This window comes from Paractinoplanes ferrugineus, assembly GCF_016862195.1.
In the GTDB taxonomy this organism is placed as follows: Bacteria; Actinomycetota; Actinomycetes; order Mycobacteriales; family Micromonosporaceae; genus Actinoplanes; species Actinoplanes ferrugineus.
Map to the genome: position 1 here is coordinate 13,038 of NZ_BOMM01000041.1, position 18,591 is coordinate 31,628.

Here is an 18,591-nt window from a genome sequence, read left to right on the forward strand (position 1 = left end):
CCGGCGCCGGCGGTCCAGTGGTGCGGGTGCCGTCAATCGGTGCGGGCGGGCGGGCCGAGGGCGACCAGATCGGTGCCGTCGAGGTAGACGAGCCGGTCGTGGCTGATCAGCGCGGGGCCCGGGGTGGGCTTGGTCCAGCGGACTCCGCCGAACGGGCTGTAGAGCGTCAGTCCCGCTCCGGAGCGGACCAGCCACAGGGAGCCGGAGACGGTGCCCCACGGGCGGTTGTCGTCGGGCGGCGCGATCGCCGCGGATCGGACGTCGGTGCCCTCCCGGGAGCGGTATCCGGCCCCGGGCGTCCAGGTCAGCGTGCCGTAATCGCCGGTGAGTAGATATTCGCCGGGGTCGAGGGCGCGCGGGGAGACCATCCCCGAGTACGAGTCGAGCGTCTCGAGCGCCCCGTCGACGGGTATCCGCGGGTTGTCGTAGGCGGTCAGCAGGCGAGCCGGGTCGTAGGTGCAGGCGGCGGCGGGGCGGGCCGGGTCGCGCCAGTGGAAGGCGCGGGTCCAGAGGATCGTGCCGTCGGCGACGCCGCGGAAGGTGGCCGTGCACGACGGCGGCGTGGGCGGGGTGAAGAGCATGGCCCGGTAGAGGCTGGGGAGGACGCGCGTCCCGGCGCCGGCCGGCGTGGTCAGCGTCCAGCGGCTGCTGCCGGTCGCCGCGTCGAGCATGGTGAGGGTGCGGCCGGCGAGGAAGTAGACACAGCCGCAGTTGCGGTCGGTGCCGGTCAGGGTGCCGCCGGCGCTCATCCGCCGGGTCCACCGGGCAGTGCCGGTGAGCATGTCGACCCCGGTCAGGTCGCAGCCCTCGGCGGAGCAGTTCGCCACGACGCCCTCGTCGGTGACCGCGGCCGCCTGCCGGCCCGGCCGCGCCCAGAGGGTGTGCCCGTCGAAGAGCGACAAGGCGAGCACGGAGCTCGTGCCCCGCGCCACCACGGCCTGGTCGGTGACGGTCAGCGAACCGGCCACGGCCGGGTGGCCGGGCGGCAGGTCGATCACCCAGCGCTGAATGCCCCGGGCCACGTCGATCGAGACGAGCCGCCGGCCCTGCCCGATCAAGCCCGCCTGGGTATCGGTGAACTGCCAGGCCGGACCGCTCGTCGCGGGCAGCGGTGCGGGGAGCCGCCACTTCTCGGTCAGCGGCCCGTCGTCGGCGAGGCTCGACTCGCGCGACCCCATGCATCCGGCGGACACGGCGAGGACGGCGGCCAGCGTGAGGATCATCGATCGGCGTGCCATCGGATCAGCATTCCCCGTCGGCGCAACCGTCCGGTCACGGACGGGCGCGGGTTCGGGCACGGCCGCCCGTTCCGGACGGCGTGGATGCCGCCTTCGCGCCCGGTTCATCTCTCGTCGGCGAGAATTCCCGTGCCCAGTTGCGACGCGAGTAGGGCGTCCATCGCGTCGTCGACGAGGACTTCGCCCTGCTCCCGGGTGATGCGCCGAGACGTGATGAGGGCGGCGGTCCCCTGCATCGCCGCCGCGAACAGCAGCTTGAACCGTTCCCGGTGCTGGCCGCCGGCACCGGCGTTCGAGTTAGCCACCAGCCCGTCGTCGAGCAGCGTGAACAGGCGCACCGCGGCGTCGGTGACCGGCCCGGGCACCTCGTTCGACTTCGCCGCGAACATCAACTCCATGAGCGCCGCGTTGTCCACGGCGAAGTCCACGTACGCCCGCCCGACCAGGCGGAACCGCTCACGGACCGGGGCCGGCACATGCAGTGCCACTCCGATCTTCTCGGCCATCCGCTCGAAGCCCTGAACGGCGAGCGCGTCCAGCAGGGCCTGCCGGTCGATGAAGTGACTGCGGGGCGCGCCGTGGCTGACCCCGGCCTGCCGGGCGAGCTCTCGCAGCGACAGGCCGTCCACGCCCCCGGCACGCAGCATGACCTCCGCCTGATCGAGCAGGACCGCACGCAGATTGCCGTGGTGGAAGGGCCGCCTCATGATCCGAGCATACCGTAACGATAGTCACTGCCTACTTTCTAGACATTGACTATTTTATAGACACTGCCTAGCTTAGATACATGATCACTTTGCCTGACCTGACCGGGCGCACCGTCGTCATCACCGGCGCGTCCAGCGGCATCGGCCTGGCCACCGCGCACGCCTTCGGAGCCGCCCACGCCCGCGTCGTTCTCGCCGTCCGCGACACGGCGAAGGGGACGGCGGCGGCGGCGTCCATCCCCGGCGAGACCGACGTACGCCATCTCGACCTCGCCGACCTCGACTCGGTGCGCCGCTTCGCCGACCGCTGGTCCGACCCGATCCACATCCTGGTCAACAACGCCGGCGTCTCCTCGCCGACCCGGCAACAAACCAGGGACGGCTTCGAGCTGCAGTTCGGCACCAACCACCTCGGCCCGTTCGCGCTCACCAACCTGCTGCTCCCGCACGTCACCGGACGCGTCGTCGCGCTCTCCTCCCAAGCGGAGCGGACCGGACGGATCAACTTCGACGACCTCAACTTCGAGCGGACCCCCTACCAGGAGTCCCGGGCCTACGCGGCGGCCAAGCTCGCGAACCTGCTCTTCATCACCGAACTGCAGCGCCGCCTCACCGAAGCCGGCTCGCCGGTCCTGGCCGCCGCCGCGCACCCGGGCCTCGTCGCCACCCCAATGACCACGGGAAGCGGCGGCACCCTGACCCGGCTCATCGTCCGCCACCTGGCCCAGAGCCCGGCGCAGGGCGCGCTCCCCGTGCTGTTCGCCGCCACCGCCGACATCCCCCCGGGCTCGTTCACCGGCCCCGAACACGCGATGCATATGCGCGGCGGCGCCGAGCTCATCGGCCGCTCCAAGCACTCCAAGAACCCGGAACTCGCCCGCCGCTTGTGGACGGTGTCCGAGGACCTGACCGGAATCAAGTTCGGGCTCTGACGCGTGAGGACTCTCCACGATCAGGATTTGCGCCGGGCGCTGTCGGCAACCCACATACGAAACTCGTGGATCGCCTCGCCGAGATTGAGCGGACCGCAGGCGACGTCGAATCGTTCAGCCAGCACCCGGGCGACGAACCAGTCGTGCTCGCTACGGTGGATCTCCTGACCGGCGTACGTCAGTCCGGCCATGGCGGTGCCCTGCAGATCTATCGCCAGCGTCCAGCCGGGGTTGTCGAGCGTCCCGACCTGGACACCGAACTCGTGCTCCCAATCCCCGTCGCACTGCATCGCGTACCAAGCCTGAAGCCACGTCAACGGGTCAGATCCATGGCCATCGAGCATCTCCGCGTCGTGTTCGCGCACCGGATCATCATGACGAAGACCGCGCAACCGGGCGACCTCGCCCTTGAAGCACCCGGCCATGGCGCGGGCGCCGGCCGAGGGTGCCGCACCCTCCGTACCTAAAGTCTGATGTCATGGGAATGTACGCCTCAGCTCGCGGCTGGCTGGAGATGAAGTTCGAGCAGCGCAGCACCGCTCAGGAAATCATCACGCGGCACCATCACGAGCTCTATTCGGGCGGCTGGGCCTTCCCGACCGCGCCGTTCAACTGGACCCTGTACCTCTTCTACGGTGGTGACGTCCGGGAGCAGGAGCTCGATTGGCTCCGCGAAACGGTCGCCGAACTGGCGGCGATGCCGCCGATCGACGACGACGGCGACCGGCCCGCCGGCTTGTTCCTGATCACCGACGAACGCGCAGGCGCGACCCAGTGGCGGATCCGCAACGGCACCCTGGACGAACGCCCGGCGCCCTCCCTCGCCTGGCTCGGCGAGTAACGCAGAACCCGGGCGGCCGGGGCAATGGTCGCGAGTCGCGGGATCCACCGCCGCCCGGTAGAAGGCTCGCATCGCGGCGTGAACGCGCCCGCCGCGGCGGGGCGGGGCGGGCACCCGCGGCCGCGAGGTGGCACGATCGACGGGTGAATGGCTCCTTGTTCGCGGTCAGCGACCTGCACGTCTCATATTCGGAGAACAAGGCCGTGGCGGATCGCCTGCGGCCCGAGTCGGCGGACGACTGGCTGATCGTCGCCGGTGACGTCGGGGAGGTCTTCGCCGACATCGAGCATACGTTGCGACTGCTTCGCGAACGGTTCGCGGCGGTGATCTGGGCGCCGGGCAACCACGAGCTCTGGACGCATCCGTCCGATGTGGTCACGCTGCGCGGCGAGGAACGCTACCGGGCGCTGGTGCGGATGTGCCGGGACAACGGCGTCATCACCCCGGAGGACGAGTACCCGGTGTGGACCGGCGGCGGCGGTCCGGTCGTGGTGGTGCCGCTGTTCCTGCTGTACGACTACTCCTTCCACGCGCCCGGCACCACCACCAAGGAGGAGTCGCTGAAGGTCGCGTACGAGTCGGGTGTGGTGTGCTCGGACGAGGCGCTGCTGCACCCCGACCCGTTCCCGAGCCGCGAGCAGTGGTGCTGGGCCCGACTGGCCGAGACGACGCGCCGGCTCGACGCTCTCGCCCCCGACGCGTCGACGGTGCTGGTCAGTCATTGGCCGCTGCGCCGGGAGCCGACCGACGTGATGTGGTACCCGGAGTTCGCCCAGTGGTGCGGCACCGTACGGACCGCGGAGTGGCACCTGCGCTACCGCGCCAAGGTCGCGGTCTACGGTCACCTGCACATCCCCCGCCGCACCGAGTACGACGGCGTGCCGTTCCAGGAGGTCTCGCTCGGCTACCCGCGGGAGTGGCGCCGGCGCGGCGACACCCCGGCCCCGATGCGCAGGATCCTGCCCTGACCTTGTTCGACGACATGAAGGGACGAGGCGTGATCGAGGCGCTGTTGCCGCCGACGGTGGTGGCTGTCGAGGAGTTCGAGGACGTGCCGGGCGAGGCGCCGTTCCCCGGCGAGGAAGACCTGATCGACAAAGCGGTCGAGGGCCGCCGGCGTGAGTTCATCACCGCGCGCCGCTGCGCCCGGGCGGCGTTGCGGGCGTTCGGCCATCCGGACGCACCGATCCGACCCGGTCCGAAACGGGAGCCGCGGTGGCCGGCCGGCATGACCGGCAGCATCACGCACTGCGCCGGCTATCGCGCGGCGGCTGTGGCCCGCACCGTCGACGCGTCCCTGCTCGGCATCGACGCCGAACCGAACGGCCCACTGCCCGACGGTGTCGCCCTGTCGATCACGGTGCCCGGCGAGCCGGAGATGCTGGACCGGCTCGCCCGCTCGCATCCGGACGTGCAATGGGGACGGTTGCTGTTCAGCGCCAAGGAGTCGGTCTACAAGGCGTGGTTCCCGGTGACCCGCCGCTGGCTGGGCTTCGAGGAAGCGCGCCTGGCCATCGACCCGGACCGGGGTACGTTCGCCGCGACCCTGCTGGTGGACGGGAGCCGGGTCGACGGCGGGGCGCCCCTGAGCGTCCTGCACGGCCGGTTCGTCGCCGACCGCGGCCTCCTGGTGACCGCGGTCGTCGCGAGCTGACCGTCGAGGCCGGTGGCATCACCCGCGGCCGGGCGGTGGCGGGCCGGGGTCGACGACCCGGCCCGCCACCGTGGACGGTCAGCGGATCCGGAAGCTGACCGTTCGCGTGCCGCCGACGTTGCCGGCCTTGTCGATCGCCCGGTAGGTGATCACGTGCCGGCCCTTGCCGGTGACCTTCACCGGCTTCTGGTAGGTGCGCCAGGTGCGGCCGCCGTCCGCCCGGTACTGCACGCCGCGTACCCCGGAGGTGGCGTCGGAGCCGGACAGCCGGACCGTCACGGACCGCTTCGTGGCCGCCGTCCGCGCGCTCGCCGTCGGCCGGGCGATGTCCCGTTTGACGGTGACGACCCGTTCCGCCGACCGGTTGCCCCAGCTGTCGGTGGCCCGGATCCGGATCGTCGTCACGCCGTCGCGCACCGGGATCGGCCCGGTGTAGGCGCGCCACCCGCCGCTGCCGACGCGGTACTCCCGCGACGCGATGCCGGATGGATCGACGGCCACCGCGAACACCACGACGCCGGTGGTGAACCAGCCGTTCGCCCCGGTGGCCCGCGCCGGGCTGGTGCCGGCGACCACCGTCGGGCCGGTGGTGTCCCGGCTCAGGGGCACGGTGACGGCCTGCGGCGCGGCGGTGTTCCCGGCCCGGTCGACGGCCGTGAACTCGATGCGCTGCACCCCGGTGACGGTGAACGGTGCGGTGTAGGTGAGCCATCCGCCGGCGCCGGTCCGGTAGCTGATCGACGCCACCCCGGAGTCGGCGTCCTGCGCGCTCAGCGTCACCGTCGACCGGGTACCGGCCGTGGCGACCCGCGCCCCGGTCATCGGCGCCTCCACGTCGACCTGCACCCGTGTCTCCACCGGGGCGCTGTACCTCAGGTTGGCGCCCCGGGCCCGGTAGGACACCGGGTAACTGCCCGCGGGCAGGGTGACCGGCCCGGTGTACGGCAGCCAGGTGCCCGGGGTCAGCGCGTACTGCAGCTCGCTGTTGCCGGAACCACCGGTGAGCGTGAGGGTCGCGCCGGCGCCCAGCCACCCGGAGGCCGGCAGGTTGGACGTCGGCGGCACACCGTCGTAGGTGAGCGGGTCGACGCTCTCCAGCGTCGGTACCACCGGCTTGAGCAGGCCGTCGGTGTCGAAGTAGACCCGGTCCAGGGTGGTCTCGCGGTGGGTGCCGTCACCACCCGGGATCGCGAACCGGTGGTACGCGATGTACCACTCGTCGGTCCCGGCCACCTGCACGATCGAGCTGTGCCCGGTGCCCAGGATGCCCAGCACCGGGTCCTTGGCCAGGATGACGCCACGAGCGGTGAACGGACCGTACGGGCTGGTCGCGGTGGCGTAGCCGACCCGGTAGTCCGGGCTGCGGGTGTCGTCGATCGAGTAGGTCAGGTGGTAAAGCCCGCTGCGCTTGTTCATGAACAGGCCCTCGCGGAAGTCGGGGAGCCCGGTGATCGGCCGGCGCTGGCCCAGCGAGGTCATGTCCGCGTTCAGCGGCGCCACGTACGCGGTGCCGTTGCCCCAGTACAGGTAGCTCTGCCCGGAGTCGTCGGTGAACACCGCCGGGTCGATCTGCTGGGCGCCGCCGAAGTCGGCGCGGTCGACGAGCGGGGCGCCGGAGTCGGTGAACGGTCCGGTCGGCGAGTCCGCGGTGGCCACCCCGATGTTGCCGGCGGCGCAGAAGTAGAAGTAGTACTTCCCGTTCGCGTACGCCGCGGTCGGCGCCCAGGCGTTGGTGTGCGCCCAGCTCACGTCGGCCAGATCGAGGATCGTGCCGTGGCGGGTCCAGGTGGCCAGGTCGGTGGACGACCAGACGGTGAACGTGGTGCCGCTCCACCCGTCGAAGCCGTCGGTGGTCGCGTAGATGTAGTAGGTGTCGCCGAAGCGCACGATGTTCGGGTCGGCGTACAGGCCGGGCAGGACCGGCGAGCGCATCACCCGGGTCGTCACCGTGTAGGTGCGCTTCGCCCCGGCCGGGCCGGTCACGGTGATCGGCCGCGGCCGCGACCAGTCCCCGGCCTCGGCGCCGGCGACCGTGGAACCGGCGGCGACGGTGAACCGCGGGGCGAGGGCACGTGTGTCGGTGCCGGGCTTGACCGGCAGCACGATGGTGCCCGCGTCGGCGTCGATGAGCGCCGGCGCCTTGAGGCTGTCCAGCGTCACCGCGGTCACCATTGTCGCGTTCGGGCCGATCCCGGCCACCTCGCCGGCCGGGAGGGCCCGGTTGTAGAGGCGGAAGTCGCGCATCTTGCCCTTGAAGTACTTGTCCGCGGTGTAGGCCGAGCGTCCGAGGTAGTTGGCGGTGGTGACGCCGCCGCCGATCGAGCCGGGGGTCAGCGCGACCGCCGGGTTGACCGCGACCTGCCGGCCGTCGAGGTAGAGCGTCGCGGCTCCGCCGCCCAGGGTGTACGTGATGGTGTGCCACGCGCCCCGCGGCAGTGGAGCGCCGCTCGTGGCGTTCTGTTCGGTGGTCCAGTTACCCGAGGCGATCGCCGCGCGGTAGGCGCTGTCGCCGGTGCTGAAGACGTAGCCGTTGCCGGCGCCCGCGGACGTCGTGTTGCCCATCCCCCACAGGAAGTAGGGGGTCTGCTGGGCCGGGTCCACCCACACCTCGGCCGAGACCGTCATGGCGGCCAGCCCGGCGAGGGCGTTGTCCGGGAGCTTGACGTAGCCGTCGGTGCCGCCGAAGGAGAGGCTGCCGCCGGTGAAGGTGGCGCCGCCGCTGAGTTTGGCGTCGTTGCCGTTGCCGGAGGCGTCGGCGGTTCCGGTGTCCAGCGGGTACCGGGCGATCAGCCCGTCGGCACCGGCCGGCAGCGGCTGCGGCACGCCGGTGAGCCGGTCGAGTTCGGCCTTGGTGACCGGCAGGACCGTGCCGTGCCGGGGGCTGGCCGGCAGCTTGTAGGAGGCCGGCACCCGCCACTGCGGGTGGTTCAGGTCGTCGGTGCCGAGCGGGATGTAGCCGCGGCCGCCGTACTCGTCGACGAACAGGTAGTACTTCGAGCCGGAGGTGTCGCCGGGGTTGGCCTTGAACGCGGTCGGTCCCTCCACGGCCGAGGTACCGGCGGCTTTGCCGATGCAGGAGGTGACGATCGTCCACTTCGGGTTCTTGGGGTCCCAGGCCGGGTCGGCCACGTCGTCGACCGCCACCAGCGAGTCGGCCCGCTCCTGGATGATGTCGCTGCAGCCGGTGACCCCGCCCTCGTCCTTGGTGAACCGGTGGTAGGCACCGCCCTCGGCGATGACCGTGCTGTCGATGCGGGAGGAGCCGAAGTCCTGCCACACCTTGGCGTCGCTGAAGGTCACGAAGTCACGCGTGGTCGCGTACAGCATCTTGTTGTAGGTGTTGCCGGTGTGCCCGGGGTCCGACCCGGCATAGATCTTCGAGGCCCAGTAGACGACGTACGAGCCGAGTTCGGCCGACCAGAACGCCTCGGGCGCCCAGGTGTTGCCGGCCGTCGGCGGCGACACCAGCACGTGCCGCTGTTGCCCCCAGTTGACCAGGTCGGTGGATTCCCAGACCTCGAGGTAACGGCTGCCCTGACGCTGCGAGGAGTCCCAGGAGGTGCCGCCGCCGATCGACAGGTCGGTGGCGATGAGGTAGAACTTGTCGCCCTCCGGGGAGCGGATCAGGAACGGGTCGCGCAGGCCCTTGGTGCCCAGTGTGGAGGCGAGAGCCGGGTTGCCGCCGTTGAGCTCCTTCCACTTCAGCGCGTCGTTGCCCTCGCTGGCCGCGAAGTAGATCTTCTCGCCGGCGACGGTGTTGCCGGTGAAGTAGGCGAACGCGTAGCCGGCCGGCGGCGACGGGGCGGGCAGCGCGGGCACGGTCGCGGTGAACGTGCGGCTGGTCTCGGCCGCTCCGACGCGGATCGTCGCGGTCAGCGCCACCTTGCGGGCCGCGCTGCCGGCCGCCGGGCGCCGCACCTCGCCGGTGGCGGTCACGGTCGCCGGGTCGGCCGACGCCCAGGCGATCCGGCTGCCGTAGCCGCCGGTCGCGGGCAGGGTGAGGTTACCGCGGGCGTCGTCGAGGTTGGCCACGGTGAGCGCCTCGGCGGCTCTGGCGGCCTTCTCGGGGTCGGACAGGTCGGCCCGTACGGTGACCGTGAAGGTGCGGGTGTCGCGCACGTCGCCGCTGCTGATCGTCGCGGTCAGGGTGACCTGCTCGTCGGTGGCCGGCCGGGTGACCACCCCGCTCTCGCTGATCACCGACGGGTCGGACGACGTCCAGGTGATCGCGCTGCCGTAGGCCGGCCCGGTCGCCGGCAGGGTGAGATCGCCGGTCACCGCGCCGGTGTCGCCGAGCGTCAGCGTCGCCGCGTCGGCCGCGACCCGGACGCTGTCGCTGATGGCCAGGCCGGCCGTCTCGGTGGCGGACAGCGCCCGGTCGTAGATCCGGAAGTTGCGGACCTGCCCGCGCAGGTAGGCGTCGGCGGTGTAGACGGACCGGCCCAGGTAGTTGGCGGCGGTGACGCCACCGCCGAGGCTCGCCGGAGTCAGCGTGACGCCGCTGCGCGTGGCGACCGGCCGGCCGTTGAGGTACGCGGTGGCCACCCCGGAGCCGTTCAGCGTGTAGGCGAGGCTCTGCCACACCCCGCGCGGGAGCGCCGCCGTCGACTGCACGGTCTGCTCGGTCGACCAGTTGCCGCTCGCGATCGACGCGCGATAGGTGTCGCCGGTGCTGAAGAGGTAGCCGTTGCCGACGCCGGCGGCGTCGGTGTTGCCCATCGCCCAGATCATGTACGGCGTGGCCTGCGCCGGGTCGACGAGCACGTCGACCGTGACGGTGAGCTGGGCCAGTCCGGCGAGGACGTTGCCCGGCAGCCGCACGTAGCCGTCGGTGCCGGCGAACTTGAGGGCGCCGCCGGACCAGGCGGCGCCGCCCACCAGGGTGCCGGTGCGGCCGTGGCCGGAGGCGTCGGTGACGGCGGTGCCGGTGGTCTGGTCGAGGTCGTAGCGCAGCACCAGCCCGTCGTCGGTGGCCGCGGCCGCGGCGGCCGGCGGCACGGTGAGCGCGACGGCCGCGGTGAGCAGGGCGACGAGGAGGTGAACGAGGGGACGGCGAACGGCGGCAACCACGGCGGCCTCAATCAGGGGGCGGAGGCACCGCGGTCGTATCCGGCGCCAGGTTGCCGCAGATTGTTAACGATAACAATCACGCCCGTCAAGATATTTACATGTACGACTTCCCCGCATAACCTGCGTCGTCGTGAGGCTCGGTGATCTCGACCGGGCCGACCTCGCTGAGCACCGGCCCGGGCCCGGGCCCGGAATCGGAACTGCGCGAGAGAGGAACGCGTCAGGAGTCGCGCGCCGCTTCCGTGGCGCTTCCCCGGGTCTGATCGGCGGGCGAGGTGCTCGCCGGTCACGAATGCCGACTGCCGCAGGGCCTGAAACCACGCGAGATGACGGCGCCGCCCAGGCAGCTTCAGATGACTTTGTCATCAGCAGGGGGGAGGGGTGTCCGTGCCGGGGTCCTGGCGGGGCCTCCCCTGCTGGGGCTTCAGCGGCTTAGCGTGGGAGACATGAACATCGAGTCACGTTCCGTATTCGTGGTCGGCGGCACTTCAGGCATCGGGCTCGAGCTGGCGCGCCGCTTCCGGGCAGCCGGCAGCGACGTGGTCGTCGGAGGACGCACCACCGAGCTACTGGAGAAGCTCACCGCGGAGGGGTTCGGTGCCGTCGAAATCGATGTCACTGATGCCGCTTCGGTGGCCCGCGCCCGTGACGACGTGCTGCGGTCACACCCCGACCTCGACGTGATCGTCACGATGGCCGGCACCGGAGCAGCGGAAGACCTCCAGGACCCGGCGCACTTCGCCACCGCTCGAACCATCATCGACGTCAACCTGCTCGGCACCATCCGCGTCATCGACGCCTTCATTTCCCATCTCGTCGCCCGTCGCGCCGCAACGGTCGTCACCGTCAGCTCCGGAATCGGCTTCCTTCCTTTCCCGCTGATGCCCACCTACGGCGCGTCGAAGGCCGGCGTGCACGCCTACAGCGAGGCGCTGCGCGCCCAACTCGCCGGCACCGGCGTCGAGGTAGCGGAACTGGTGCCACCGGCGGTCGCCACCCGCATCGGCAGCAGCAATCCCCACGCACTCGCTCTGGATGCGTTCGGCGCCGAAGTCATGAGCTTGCTCGCGCAGGACCCGACGCCTCGGGAGATTCTCGTGGAGGGCGTACTCATGCATCGATGGGCCGAGCGCGACGGCACCTACCACGACCTCGTGGCGCAGCGTTCGCAGGCGCTCGCCGCGCTGCCCAGCCGCACCAAGGGCTGACGATCAGGGATGGCCGACGACACGCCGACGAACCGGCTCGGTTCCTACCTCAAGGCCCGGCGGGCGCTGATTCGCCCGGAACAGGCCGGCATCCCGCCGGGACCGATCCGTCGGGTGCCCGGCCTGCGTCGCGAGGAGGTCGCGATGCTGGCCGGCATCAGCACCGACTATTACCTGCGCCTCGAACGTGGCCGGGACACCCGTCCGTCACCCCAGGTGCTCGACGCGCTCGCCCGGGTGCTGCAACTGGACGAGACCGAACGCCGTTACCTGTCCGGTCTCGTCCAGCCGCTGCCACGACTGCGCAAGACGCGTACGTCGCCGGAGCGGGTACCCGCACGGCTGCACCACCTGCTGTCGGCAGTCGGCGTACCGGCATTTGTCGAGGGACGCGCCTTCGACGTGCTCGCCGCCAACAAGCTGGCAATCGCCCTCTCACCCCGCCTGCAGCCAGGGCAGAACCGGCTACGCTCGCTCTTGCTCGACCCCGAGGAGCAAGCCTTCCAGAAGGACTGGGCCACGTCGGCCGCCGGGTTCGTCGCCGCGTTCCGAGAGCAGGCCGGGACGAACCCCGACGACCGCCGGTTCGTCGAGCTGATCGGCGAGTTGTCGCTGGAAAGCGGGCGATTCCGGGAGCTCTGGGGCCGCCATGACGTGCGCCGGCTCGAGGGCGGCAGCACCACCGTGCTGCACCCGATGGTGGGCGAGTTGGTACTGCATCGCGACAAGCTCCCCGTCCATGGGCTGCTCCTCGTCCTCTACTACGCCGAGGCCGGAAGTGAGAGCGCGGAGAAGCTCGCCCTCCTCGCTTCTCTCGCCGGCACCTGATTGACCCACCGGAAAATCGCGAACGTAAGGGCAGAGCCCAGTGCAGGACAGCGCAGTCGAGGTACCAGATCTGTGGTCGCGCTCCGCCGGCTGCGGGCCCGCCGGACTCAGTAGAGGGTGGAGCGGTGGGTTGGGCCGAGTCGGAAGCTCTCGGTCTTCACGACCTCCGCGGGGACCTCCCCCTGCAAGGGTGCGCGGGTGAGCCAGACCAGCGCGTGTTCCCCTTCCCGAACCGGGAGCCGGGGGAAGTTGTTCGCCGCGTACTCGGTCCGCAGTACCGCAAGGGTGTCCTCCGGGGTCGGTACGGGGTCGGGGAACGGGTCGGCCGAATACCAAACTGTCGCGTACAGAATTGCTTCGGGTTCGGCGGCACCACGGTCGAATACCGGAACCGCGACGATCTCGCGGAGCAGCATGACGTCGTCCGAGTCGAGCATCGTCGCATTGGCCGCCGGTCCGTGCTCGGCCCACACCGGGCCGGTGTAGAAGGCCGTCAGGGCGGTCCGGCGCGATGGCATGTCGGCGAATCCGCGCAGCCACACGAATTGGTCGGGTCGGTCGCGGTCGCGGAACTGGCCCAGCACGGCCATCCCCAGATCCTCCTGGGACTCGATGAACTCGCGGTCGAACAGGTCGATGAGTTCGTCGCGGCGGCCCTCGCGCAGGGTGTATCGGCGCAACTCGACGATCATCGGAGGATCCTTTCCAGTACGTCGTCGACGGTCGAGCGCGCCAGCGCCGCCCGGAACGCGTTGGTCGCTTCGTCGTAGAGGTCGGTGAGCACCGGACGGATTCCGCGCCCGACCGGGCATTCCAGGTTCGGCTCGGAACGGTGGAGGGCGAGGAGAGGCTCCGCCGAGACGGCGAGCCAGATGTCCAGCAGGCTGATCTCGGCCGCTGAGCGACCCAGCGAGAAACCCGCGCCATTTCCGCGACGCGCCCGCACCAGGCCGGCCCGTTGCAGGTCGCCGAGGCTGCGTCGGACGATGACCGCGTTGGTGTTGACGCTGGCCGCCACCTCCTCGGAGGTGAGCACTTCCCGACCCCGGCGCCTGGCCAGTTCCAGCCATGCGAGGGCGTGGGCGGCGATCGTCAACTTGCTGTTGGCGGTCATCCCGACAGCCTCGCCGACACGCGTCTCAAAAGCAACCGTTTCTGTTACGCCGGACTCCGAACCACCTTGCCGACCGGATCCCCGGCCGCCGGCAGCGCAGATCCCGAGGGCGGCGGCTGAATCCGGGCCGCCAGGTCCTGCCCGCCCTGGCCCATTGGCGCGACGGCGACATCTGCACCCGCCCACGTCCGGGAAGCGATCGCCCTGCTCTGTGCCGCCGCCCCACCGGCGCGGCGACCCCGGGCGAAACGGGTTGGACCGTTCTGCGGCCCGGCCCGGCCCAGAGCGCGAGTTGATCTACAGATGACCAGGTCTCACTTGTTGGTGAGGCTGAAGTGCATGTAGTCCTTCAGACTTCGCCAGTTGCCGCCCCAGAAGTAGCCGTTCGTGGTGAACGCGCGGCCGGCGCCCTCGGGGTGGATCATGCCGATCTTGTAGGAACGGCGGTTCAGGTAGGCGTGGCCGCCGGCCGGTGACACCGAGCCGTTGCGCATCATCGGGTTCTGCAGCGGGTTGATGTCGATGGCGACGCCGTAGGCGTGCTCGGACCAGACGTCGGTGCCGCCGACCGGGCGGCAGTTGTAGCCGGCCGTGACGATGCCCATGTCGGTCTCGCCGGGCATGTTCACCGACATCGGGGCCATGGCCATGATGCGGTAGCGCCAGCGGAACAGGGTGAAGAAGATCTTCTGGATCCGGGTGACGACGTCGCGGTGCACGATGATGCTGCCGTCGTGGTAGTCGCCCTGCAGGTCGATGTAGGACACCCAGACCCGGCGGAGGGCGGCCGGCGGGACCGGGCAGCCGACGGCCGGGTTCCAGTTGACCATCGCGGGCGTGACGGCTTCCACGCTCGTGCGCCAGTCCCGCAGCTGCACCCGGGGCGGGGTCAGGCGCAACGTCTCGTCGACGTGCACCGGGTAGGGCGGGACGATCTGGTTCCAGCGGCCGATGTCCGCGACCCGCAGGCGGGCGGCCCGGGCGATGCTGTCCATGGTGTCGCCGGGGGCCACCACGTGCCAGACCGCGCCGGGGCGGGACGCTGCCGAAGCAGGTCGCCCCGGCAGGACGGATGCCGGGACGACCAGGACGAGCAGGGCGGCTAGCAGTCGTTTCAGGCGCACGGTTACCGACCGTACGAAGGCGTCTCACGTGTCGTGGGCGAAACGCGAAACTTTTCTCAGTTCCCAGGATCGAGGGCGACGGGTACGGGCTGGAGCGTCAGCCGCACCGCGGTTCCCGGGGTGAGCGACGGCAACTGGCCGCTCGCCACCTGGGCAACGACGAGCGTCTCTGCGACGGCCACCGTCACCCGGCTTGTCGAGCCGAGGAAACTGCTGGTCAGTACCCTTCCCGAGCCGTCGGGGTCGGGTGTCACGTCGACGGCTTCCGGTCGTACCAGAGCGGTGACCCGGCCGGCCGCGGCCGGCGTGATGAGCGGAAGTTCCGTGCCGAGCACCGCCACCACCGGCCCGGAGACGACGCCGGGCAGCCGGTTGCTCAAGCCGACGAAGTCGGCGACGAACGCGCCGGCCGGCTGCTGGTAGACGACGGCGGGCGGGGCCAGCTGCTCGAGCCGCCCGGCCCGCATGACCCCGACCCGGTCGGCGACCGCGAGCGCCTCTTCCTGATCATGGGTGACGAACAGGGTGGTGGTCCCGACCTCGGTCTGGATCCGCCGGATCTCCTCACGCAGCTGCACCCGCACCTTGGCGTCGAGCGCCGACAGCGGCTCGTCGAGCAGCAGCACGGCCGGTTCGATCGCGAGCGCGCGGGCCAACGCCACCCGCTGCTGCTGCCCACCGGACATCTGGTGGGGATAACGCCGGCCGTGCGCGCTCAGCCCGACCAGGTCGAGCATCGCGGCGGCCCGGCCCGGGTCACGCCGGCGACCCCGCAACCGCAGCCCGAAGGAGACGTTCTCCAGCGCGGTGAGGTGCGGGAACAGGCTGTACGCCTGGAACACCATGCCCATGTCGCGGCGGTTGGCCGGCAGTGCGGTGACGTCCTTGCCGCCGACCAGCACCCGCCCGCTGTCCGCGTCCTCGAGGCCGGCCAGCACGCGCAGCGCGGTCGTCTTGCCGCAGCCGGACGGCCCGAGAAGCGCGATCAGCTCCCCCGCGGCGATTTCGAGGTCGAGATCGTCGAGGGCGTGCACCGAACCGAAAGCGCGGCGCAACCCTTCCAGGTGCACGGCGACGCCGCTCATTTCGAGTCCTTCCGGGAACGTCCGGCCAGCGACAGAAGCAACAGCAAAGCGAAGGCCAGAAGCAACGCGGCCAGCGAGACCGCCACCGACATGGTGGCGCTGCTCTTTCCGAGCAGGGCGATGGAGACCTGCAGATTCGTGCGGTTCAGCAACGACGCGATGGTGTATTCACCGAGAACCAGGGCGACGGTCAGGAATGCCGCGGACAGAACGGCCGACCGGATGTTCGGCAACACCACGCGGACGATGACTGTCGACCACCCGGCGCCGAGGCTCCGGGAGGCTTCGGCGAGGGTCCGCACGTCGATTGCCGAAAGCCCCGCGTCGATCGCGCGATAGGCATAAGGCAGGACCAGGATGGTGTACGCGAAAACGAGCGTCGACGAAGAGTCACCGAGGAAGTACGTGACCCAGGCGTAGACCGGTGCCAGCCCCACGACCAGCACGATGGCCGGAATCGTCAGCGGCAGCAGGCACAGGAATTCGACCGTCCGGCGCAACCGGGGAAGCCGCAGGCGCACCCAGATGGCGGTCGGTACGAGCAGCACCAGCATCAGCACGGCAGTGAGCCCGGCCTGTTCGAGCGAGGCGACGATGCCGTCGGCCAGATCGGGATAGGTGTCGCTGAGCTTCGGCCAGTTCACCAGGAGCGGCCACGTCTGCGAGTCGCGAGCACTGAATTCCACCATCGCGGCCAGGGGGAGCAGGAAGAAGACGCCGAGCACGACGAATACGACCCACCGGAAGGCCCGCTGGTTGCGCCGCCGGCGGGCGATCACCCCAGCCATTTCGCGGTTCTCCTCTCCAGCAGCGAATAGAGGCCCATGACGACGGCCACCACGACGACCATGCCGAGCGCCATCGCCTTGCCGACGTTCTGCTGGCCGAGCACGACCTCACTGGTGAGGGCGCCGCGGATCTGCAGCGGAATGATCGGGCTGCCCTGGCTGACGAGGGCGGCCGCGGTCGCGTACGCGGAAAAGGCGTTGGCGAAAAGCAGCAACGTGGAACCGAGGAATGCGGGGGCGAGCAACGGCCCGGCGACGCGGGTCCAGTACTGCCAGGTGGAGCCGCCGAGGCTTTCGGTGGCTTCGCGCCACTGCGGCCGGACGCCGTCGAGGGCGGGCAGGAACACGATCACCATCAGCGGGATCTGGAAATACGTGTAGACCAGGATCAATCCCGGTAGCTCGAAGAGCCACACCCCGTTCGCGTACAGATCGATGCTCAGATGGTCGTGCAGCCAGACCGTGACGAAACCGCTGAGCCCGATCGTCGCCAGAAAGGCGAAGGCCAGGGTGACGCCGCCGAACTGGGCGAGCACGCCGGCCGCCGAGGTGGCGATCCGCCGCACCAGCCCCGACGCGGTGACCAGCGCATAGGCCAGCAGGGCGCCGAGTACCGCGCCGACCAGCGCGCTCACCGCGGACAGCACGATGCTGCGGCCGAACGCGTCCAGGAGGTAGCCGTTGGTGAGCGCTTCGACATTGGCGGAACTGACTGCGCCGTCGGTCCCGGCGAACGCCCCGATCACCACCACGAGAGTGGGCACGATCAGGAAGATCGCCACGTACCCGAAGAACGGGACCGCGCCCAGCAGGGCGGTGCCCCGCGGCTTTCGCCGCGGGGCCGCGAGAGCTTTCTCAGGCAACGGCCTTGGCCCAGTTCGCCGTCAGGTATTCCTTGGCCTTGGTGTTCTGCGCCTCGGTCGGCAGGACCGGGGTGCCGTCGACCTTGGGCAGCGCCGCGAAGGCGGCCGTGTCGAGCGTGCCGGCCTTCTGCATCGCGTCGGCGCGGACCGGGCGGGCGCCCCCCTTGAGCCACAGGTTCTGACCCTCGTCAGAGTAGAGGAACTCCTCCCACAGGCGGGCGGCCGCCGGGTGCGGGGCGTCCTTGCTGATCGCCTGCACATAGTACGAACCGAGCACCGCGCCCGTCGGGATGAAGGTCTTCCAGGTCTTGAGCTTGGCGGCCTCAGCGACATTCAGGTAGTCCCAGTCGAACACGACAGGGGTCTGGCCCGATTCGATGGTGGCCGCGGTCGGGTCGATCGGCAGGAAGTTGCCGGCCTTCTTGAGGTCGCCGAAGAAACCGACACCCTTGGTGATGTCGTCGGCGGTGCCACCGTCCGCGATCGCGGCCATCTGCACCCCGCCGAACGCCGCGCCGGCCTGCGTCGGGTCGCCGTTGAGCGCGACCTTGCCCTTGTAGTCCAGCTTCAGCAGGTCGGCCACGCTTGTCGGGGCCGGCACCTTGGCGCTGTCGTAGCCGATCGACATGTAACCGCCGTAGTCGTTGACCCAGGTGCCGGCGGCCTCCTTGAGCGAGTCCGGGATGTCGCCGAACGTGGCCACCTTGTACGGCGCGAACATCGTCGTGTTGGCCGACGCCACCGAGCCGCCGAGGTCGAACACGTCGGGCGCCTTGTCCTGGCCCTTGAGCGTCTTGGCGGCGTTGATCTCGTCCTGGCTCGACCCGTCCGGCTGCGCCGAGTTCACCTGGATGCCGTACTTGTCGCCGAACGCCTTGATGATCTCGCCGTAGTTGGCCCAGGTCGGCGGCAGCGCGATGACGTTGAGCCGGCCCTCCTTCTTGGCCGCGGCAACGAGCGCGTCGACGCCACCGAGGTCGGCGGCGCTGGTGGCGGTGGCCGCGCCACCCGCGGCCGCGGTGTCGTCCTTCTCCGGCGGCGAGCAGGCCGCGATCGCGACGGCCGTCGTGGCAGCGACGACGACGGCCAGGGTACGGCCGATAGGGGTGCGCACTTGAGATCCTCCTTCAGGCGCCCCG

17 protein-coding genes and 1 pseudogene are annotated in these 18,591 nt (G+C 70.6%); 7 read left to right on the plus strand and 11 right to left on the minus strand.

Going from position 1 to position 18,591, the window contains the following annotated elements:
• Positions 1 to 32: 32 nt before the first annotated feature.
• Positions 33 to 1,238, minus strand: a complete 1,206-nt coding sequence (locus tag Afe05nite_RS22930) for an outer membrane protein assembly factor BamB family protein (protein WP_203819226.1) — start codon at positions 1,236 to 1,238, stop codon at positions 33 to 35.
• 104 nt (positions 1,239 to 1,342) lie between these two features.
• A complete protein-coding gene (locus Afe05nite_RS22935) occupies positions 1,343 to 1,945 on the minus strand; it encodes a TetR/AcrR family transcriptional regulator (protein ID WP_203819227.1) in 603 nt (200 codons plus the stop codon).
• An 80-nt stretch (positions 1,946 to 2,025) separates the two neighbouring features.
• Between Afe05nite_RS22935 and Afe05nite_RS22940 the strand changes: the two genes are divergently transcribed.
• The gene (locus tag Afe05nite_RS22940; RefSeq protein ID WP_239118115.1) at positions 2,026 to 2,877 is read left to right on the plus strand and encodes an oxidoreductase; all 852 of its coding nucleotides are present in this window, start codon (positions 2,026 to 2,028) and stop codon (positions 2,875 to 2,877) included.
• A 20-nt stretch (positions 2,878 to 2,897) separates the two neighbouring features.
• Here Afe05nite_RS22940 and Afe05nite_RS22945 read toward each other — a convergent pair whose 3' ends face one another.
• Positions 2,898 to 3,242 carry an immunity 53 family protein gene (locus tag Afe05nite_RS22945; RefSeq protein ID WP_239118116.1) on the minus strand — a complete coding sequence of 115 codons (345 nt, stop codon included), beginning with the start codon at positions 3,240 to 3,242 and terminating at the stop codon, positions 2,898 to 2,900.
• A gap of 113 nt (positions 3,243 to 3,355) precedes the next feature.
• Between Afe05nite_RS22945 and Afe05nite_RS22950 the strand changes: the two genes are divergently transcribed.
• The 3 genes from Afe05nite_RS22950 to Afe05nite_RS22960 all read left to right on the plus strand — a co-directional run bounded on the left by Afe05nite_RS22950 (position 3,356) and on the right by Afe05nite_RS22960 (position 5,372).
• Positions 3,356 to 3,718, plus strand: a complete 363-nt coding sequence (locus Afe05nite_RS22950; protein ID WP_203819228.1) for a hypothetical protein — start codon at positions 3,356 to 3,358, stop codon at positions 3,716 to 3,718.
• Positions 3,719 to 3,861: 143 nt separating this feature from the next.
• Positions 3,862 to 4,686 carry a metallophosphoesterase family protein gene (locus tag Afe05nite_RS22955; protein WP_203819229.1) on the plus strand — a complete coding sequence of 275 codons (825 nt, stop codon included), beginning with the start codon at positions 3,862 to 3,864 and terminating at the stop codon, positions 4,684 to 4,686.
• Positions 4,687 to 4,715: 29 nt separating this feature from the next.
• Positions 4,716 to 5,372, plus strand: a complete 657-nt coding sequence (locus Afe05nite_RS22960; protein WP_203819230.1) for a 4'-phosphopantetheinyl transferase family protein — start codon at positions 4,716 to 4,718, stop codon at positions 5,370 to 5,372.
• Between the two features lie 78 nt (positions 5,373 to 5,450).
• On the opposite strand, the gene Afe05nite_RS22965 is transcribed toward Afe05nite_RS22960, so the two are convergent.
• Positions 5,451 to 10,442 carry a family 43 glycosylhydrolase gene (locus Afe05nite_RS22965; protein ID WP_203819231.1) on the minus strand — a complete coding sequence of 1,664 codons (4,992 nt, stop codon included), beginning with the start codon at positions 10,440 to 10,442 and terminating at the stop codon, positions 5,451 to 5,453.
• A gap of 446 nt (positions 10,443 to 10,888) precedes the next feature.
• On the opposite strand from Afe05nite_RS22965, the gene Afe05nite_RS22970 reads away from it, so the two are divergent.
• Complete coding sequence (locus tag Afe05nite_RS22970; protein ID WP_203819232.1) at positions 10,889 to 11,650, plus strand: SDR family oxidoreductase; 762 nt, start codon at positions 10,889 to 10,891, stop codon at positions 11,648 to 11,650.
• Between the two features lie 9 nt (positions 11,651 to 11,659).
• Complete coding sequence (locus Afe05nite_RS22975) at positions 11,660 to 12,478, plus strand: helix-turn-helix transcriptional regulator (protein ID WP_203819233.1); 819 nt, start codon at positions 11,660 to 11,662, stop codon at positions 12,476 to 12,478.
• A gap of 107 nt (positions 12,479 to 12,585) precedes the next feature.
• On the opposite strand, the gene Afe05nite_RS22980 is transcribed toward Afe05nite_RS22975, so the two are convergent.
• Complete coding sequence (locus Afe05nite_RS22980) at positions 12,586 to 13,170, minus strand: NIPSNAP family protein (protein WP_203819234.1); 585 nt, start codon at positions 13,168 to 13,170, stop codon at positions 12,586 to 12,588.
• A complete protein-coding gene (locus tag Afe05nite_RS22985) occupies positions 13,167 to 13,592 on the minus strand; it encodes an Rrf2 family transcriptional regulator (RefSeq protein ID WP_203819235.1) in 426 nt (141 codons plus the stop codon). Before Afe05nite_RS22985 ends, Afe05nite_RS22980 begins: the two co-directional genes overlap by 4 nt.
• Positions 13,593 to 13,633: 41 nt before the next feature.
• Here Afe05nite_RS22985 and Afe05nite_RS43960 point away from each other — a divergent pair.
• Positions 13,634 to 13,786 (plus strand): annotated as a pseudogene (locus tag Afe05nite_RS43960) (IS5/IS1182 family transposase); the annotation flags it as partial.
• Between the two features lie 120 nt (positions 13,787 to 13,906).
• Here the strand turns inward: Afe05nite_RS43960 and Afe05nite_RS22990 are convergent.
• From Afe05nite_RS22990 to Afe05nite_RS23010, 5 genes are read right to left on the minus strand one after another with little or no spacing between them, the layout of a single operon-like run.
• The gene (locus Afe05nite_RS22990) at positions 13,907 to 14,716 is read right to left on the minus strand and encodes a M15 family metallopeptidase (protein ID WP_239118117.1); all 810 of its coding nucleotides are present in this window, start codon (positions 14,714 to 14,716) and stop codon (positions 13,907 to 13,909) included.
• A 56-nt stretch (positions 14,717 to 14,772) separates the two neighbouring features.
• Positions 14,773 to 15,801, minus strand: a complete 1,029-nt coding sequence (locus tag Afe05nite_RS22995) for an ABC transporter ATP-binding protein (protein ID WP_203819236.1) — start codon at positions 15,799 to 15,801, stop codon at positions 14,773 to 14,775.
• The gene (locus Afe05nite_RS23000; RefSeq protein WP_203819237.1) at positions 15,798 to 16,589 is read right to left on the minus strand and encodes an ABC transporter permease; all 792 of its coding nucleotides are present in this window, start codon (positions 16,587 to 16,589) and stop codon (positions 15,798 to 15,800) included. Before Afe05nite_RS23000 ends, Afe05nite_RS22995 begins: the two co-directional genes overlap by 4 nt.
• The gene (locus Afe05nite_RS23005) at positions 16,577 to 17,452 is read right to left on the minus strand and encodes an ABC transporter permease (protein ID WP_203819238.1); all 876 of its coding nucleotides are present in this window, start codon (positions 17,450 to 17,452) and stop codon (positions 16,577 to 16,579) included. The genes Afe05nite_RS23000 and Afe05nite_RS23005 overlap by 13 nt, the downstream gene beginning before the upstream one ends.
• Complete coding sequence (locus Afe05nite_RS23010; protein ID WP_239118118.1) at positions 17,445 to 18,566, minus strand: ABC transporter substrate-binding protein; 1,122 nt, start codon at positions 18,564 to 18,566, stop codon at positions 17,445 to 17,447. Before Afe05nite_RS23010 ends, Afe05nite_RS23005 begins: the two co-directional genes overlap by 8 nt.
• Between the last annotated feature and the right edge of the window lie 25 nt (positions 18,567 to 18,591).

What these genes read in the sequence shown, in the direction of transcription:
- Afe05nite_RS22930 (WP_203819226.1), bottom strand. Translation starts at nt 1,238, where the DNA reads ATGGCACGCCGATCGATGATCCTCACGCTGGCCGCCGTCCTCGCCGTG.
- Afe05nite_RS22935 (WP_203819227.1), bottom strand. Translation starts at nt 1,945, where the DNA reads ATGAGGCGGCCCTTCCACCACGGCAATCTGCGTGCGGTCCTGCTCGAT.
- Afe05nite_RS22940 (WP_239118115.1), top strand. Translation starts at nt 2,026, where the DNA reads ATGATCACTTTGCCTGACCTGACCGGGCGCACCGTCGTCATCACCGGC.
- Afe05nite_RS22950 (WP_203819228.1), top strand. Translation starts at nt 3,356, where the DNA reads ATGGGAATGTACGCCTCAGCTCGCGGCTGGCTGGAGATGAAGTTCGAG.
- Afe05nite_RS22970 (WP_203819232.1), top strand. Translation starts at nt 10,889, where the DNA reads ATGAACATCGAGTCACGTTCCGTATTCGTGGTCGGCGGCACTTCAGGC.
- Afe05nite_RS22975 (WP_203819233.1), top strand. Translation starts at nt 11,660, where the DNA reads ATGGCCGACGACACGCCGACGAACCGGCTCGGTTCCTACCTCAAGGCC.
- Afe05nite_RS22980 (WP_203819234.1), bottom strand. Translation starts at nt 13,170, where the DNA reads ATGATCGTCGAGTTGCGCCGATACACCCTGCGCGAGGGCCGCCGCGAC.
- Afe05nite_RS22985 (WP_203819235.1), bottom strand. Translation starts at nt 13,592, where the DNA reads ATGACCGCCAACAGCAAGTTGACGATCGCCGCCCACGCCCTCGCATGG.
- Afe05nite_RS22995 (WP_203819236.1), bottom strand. Translation starts at nt 15,801, where the DNA reads ATGAGCGGCGTCGCCGTGCACCTGGAAGGGTTGCGCCGCGCTTTCGGT.
- Afe05nite_RS23000 (WP_203819237.1), bottom strand. Translation starts at nt 16,589, where the DNA reads ATGGCTGGGGTGATCGCCCGCCGGCGGCGCAACCAGCGGGCCTTCCGG.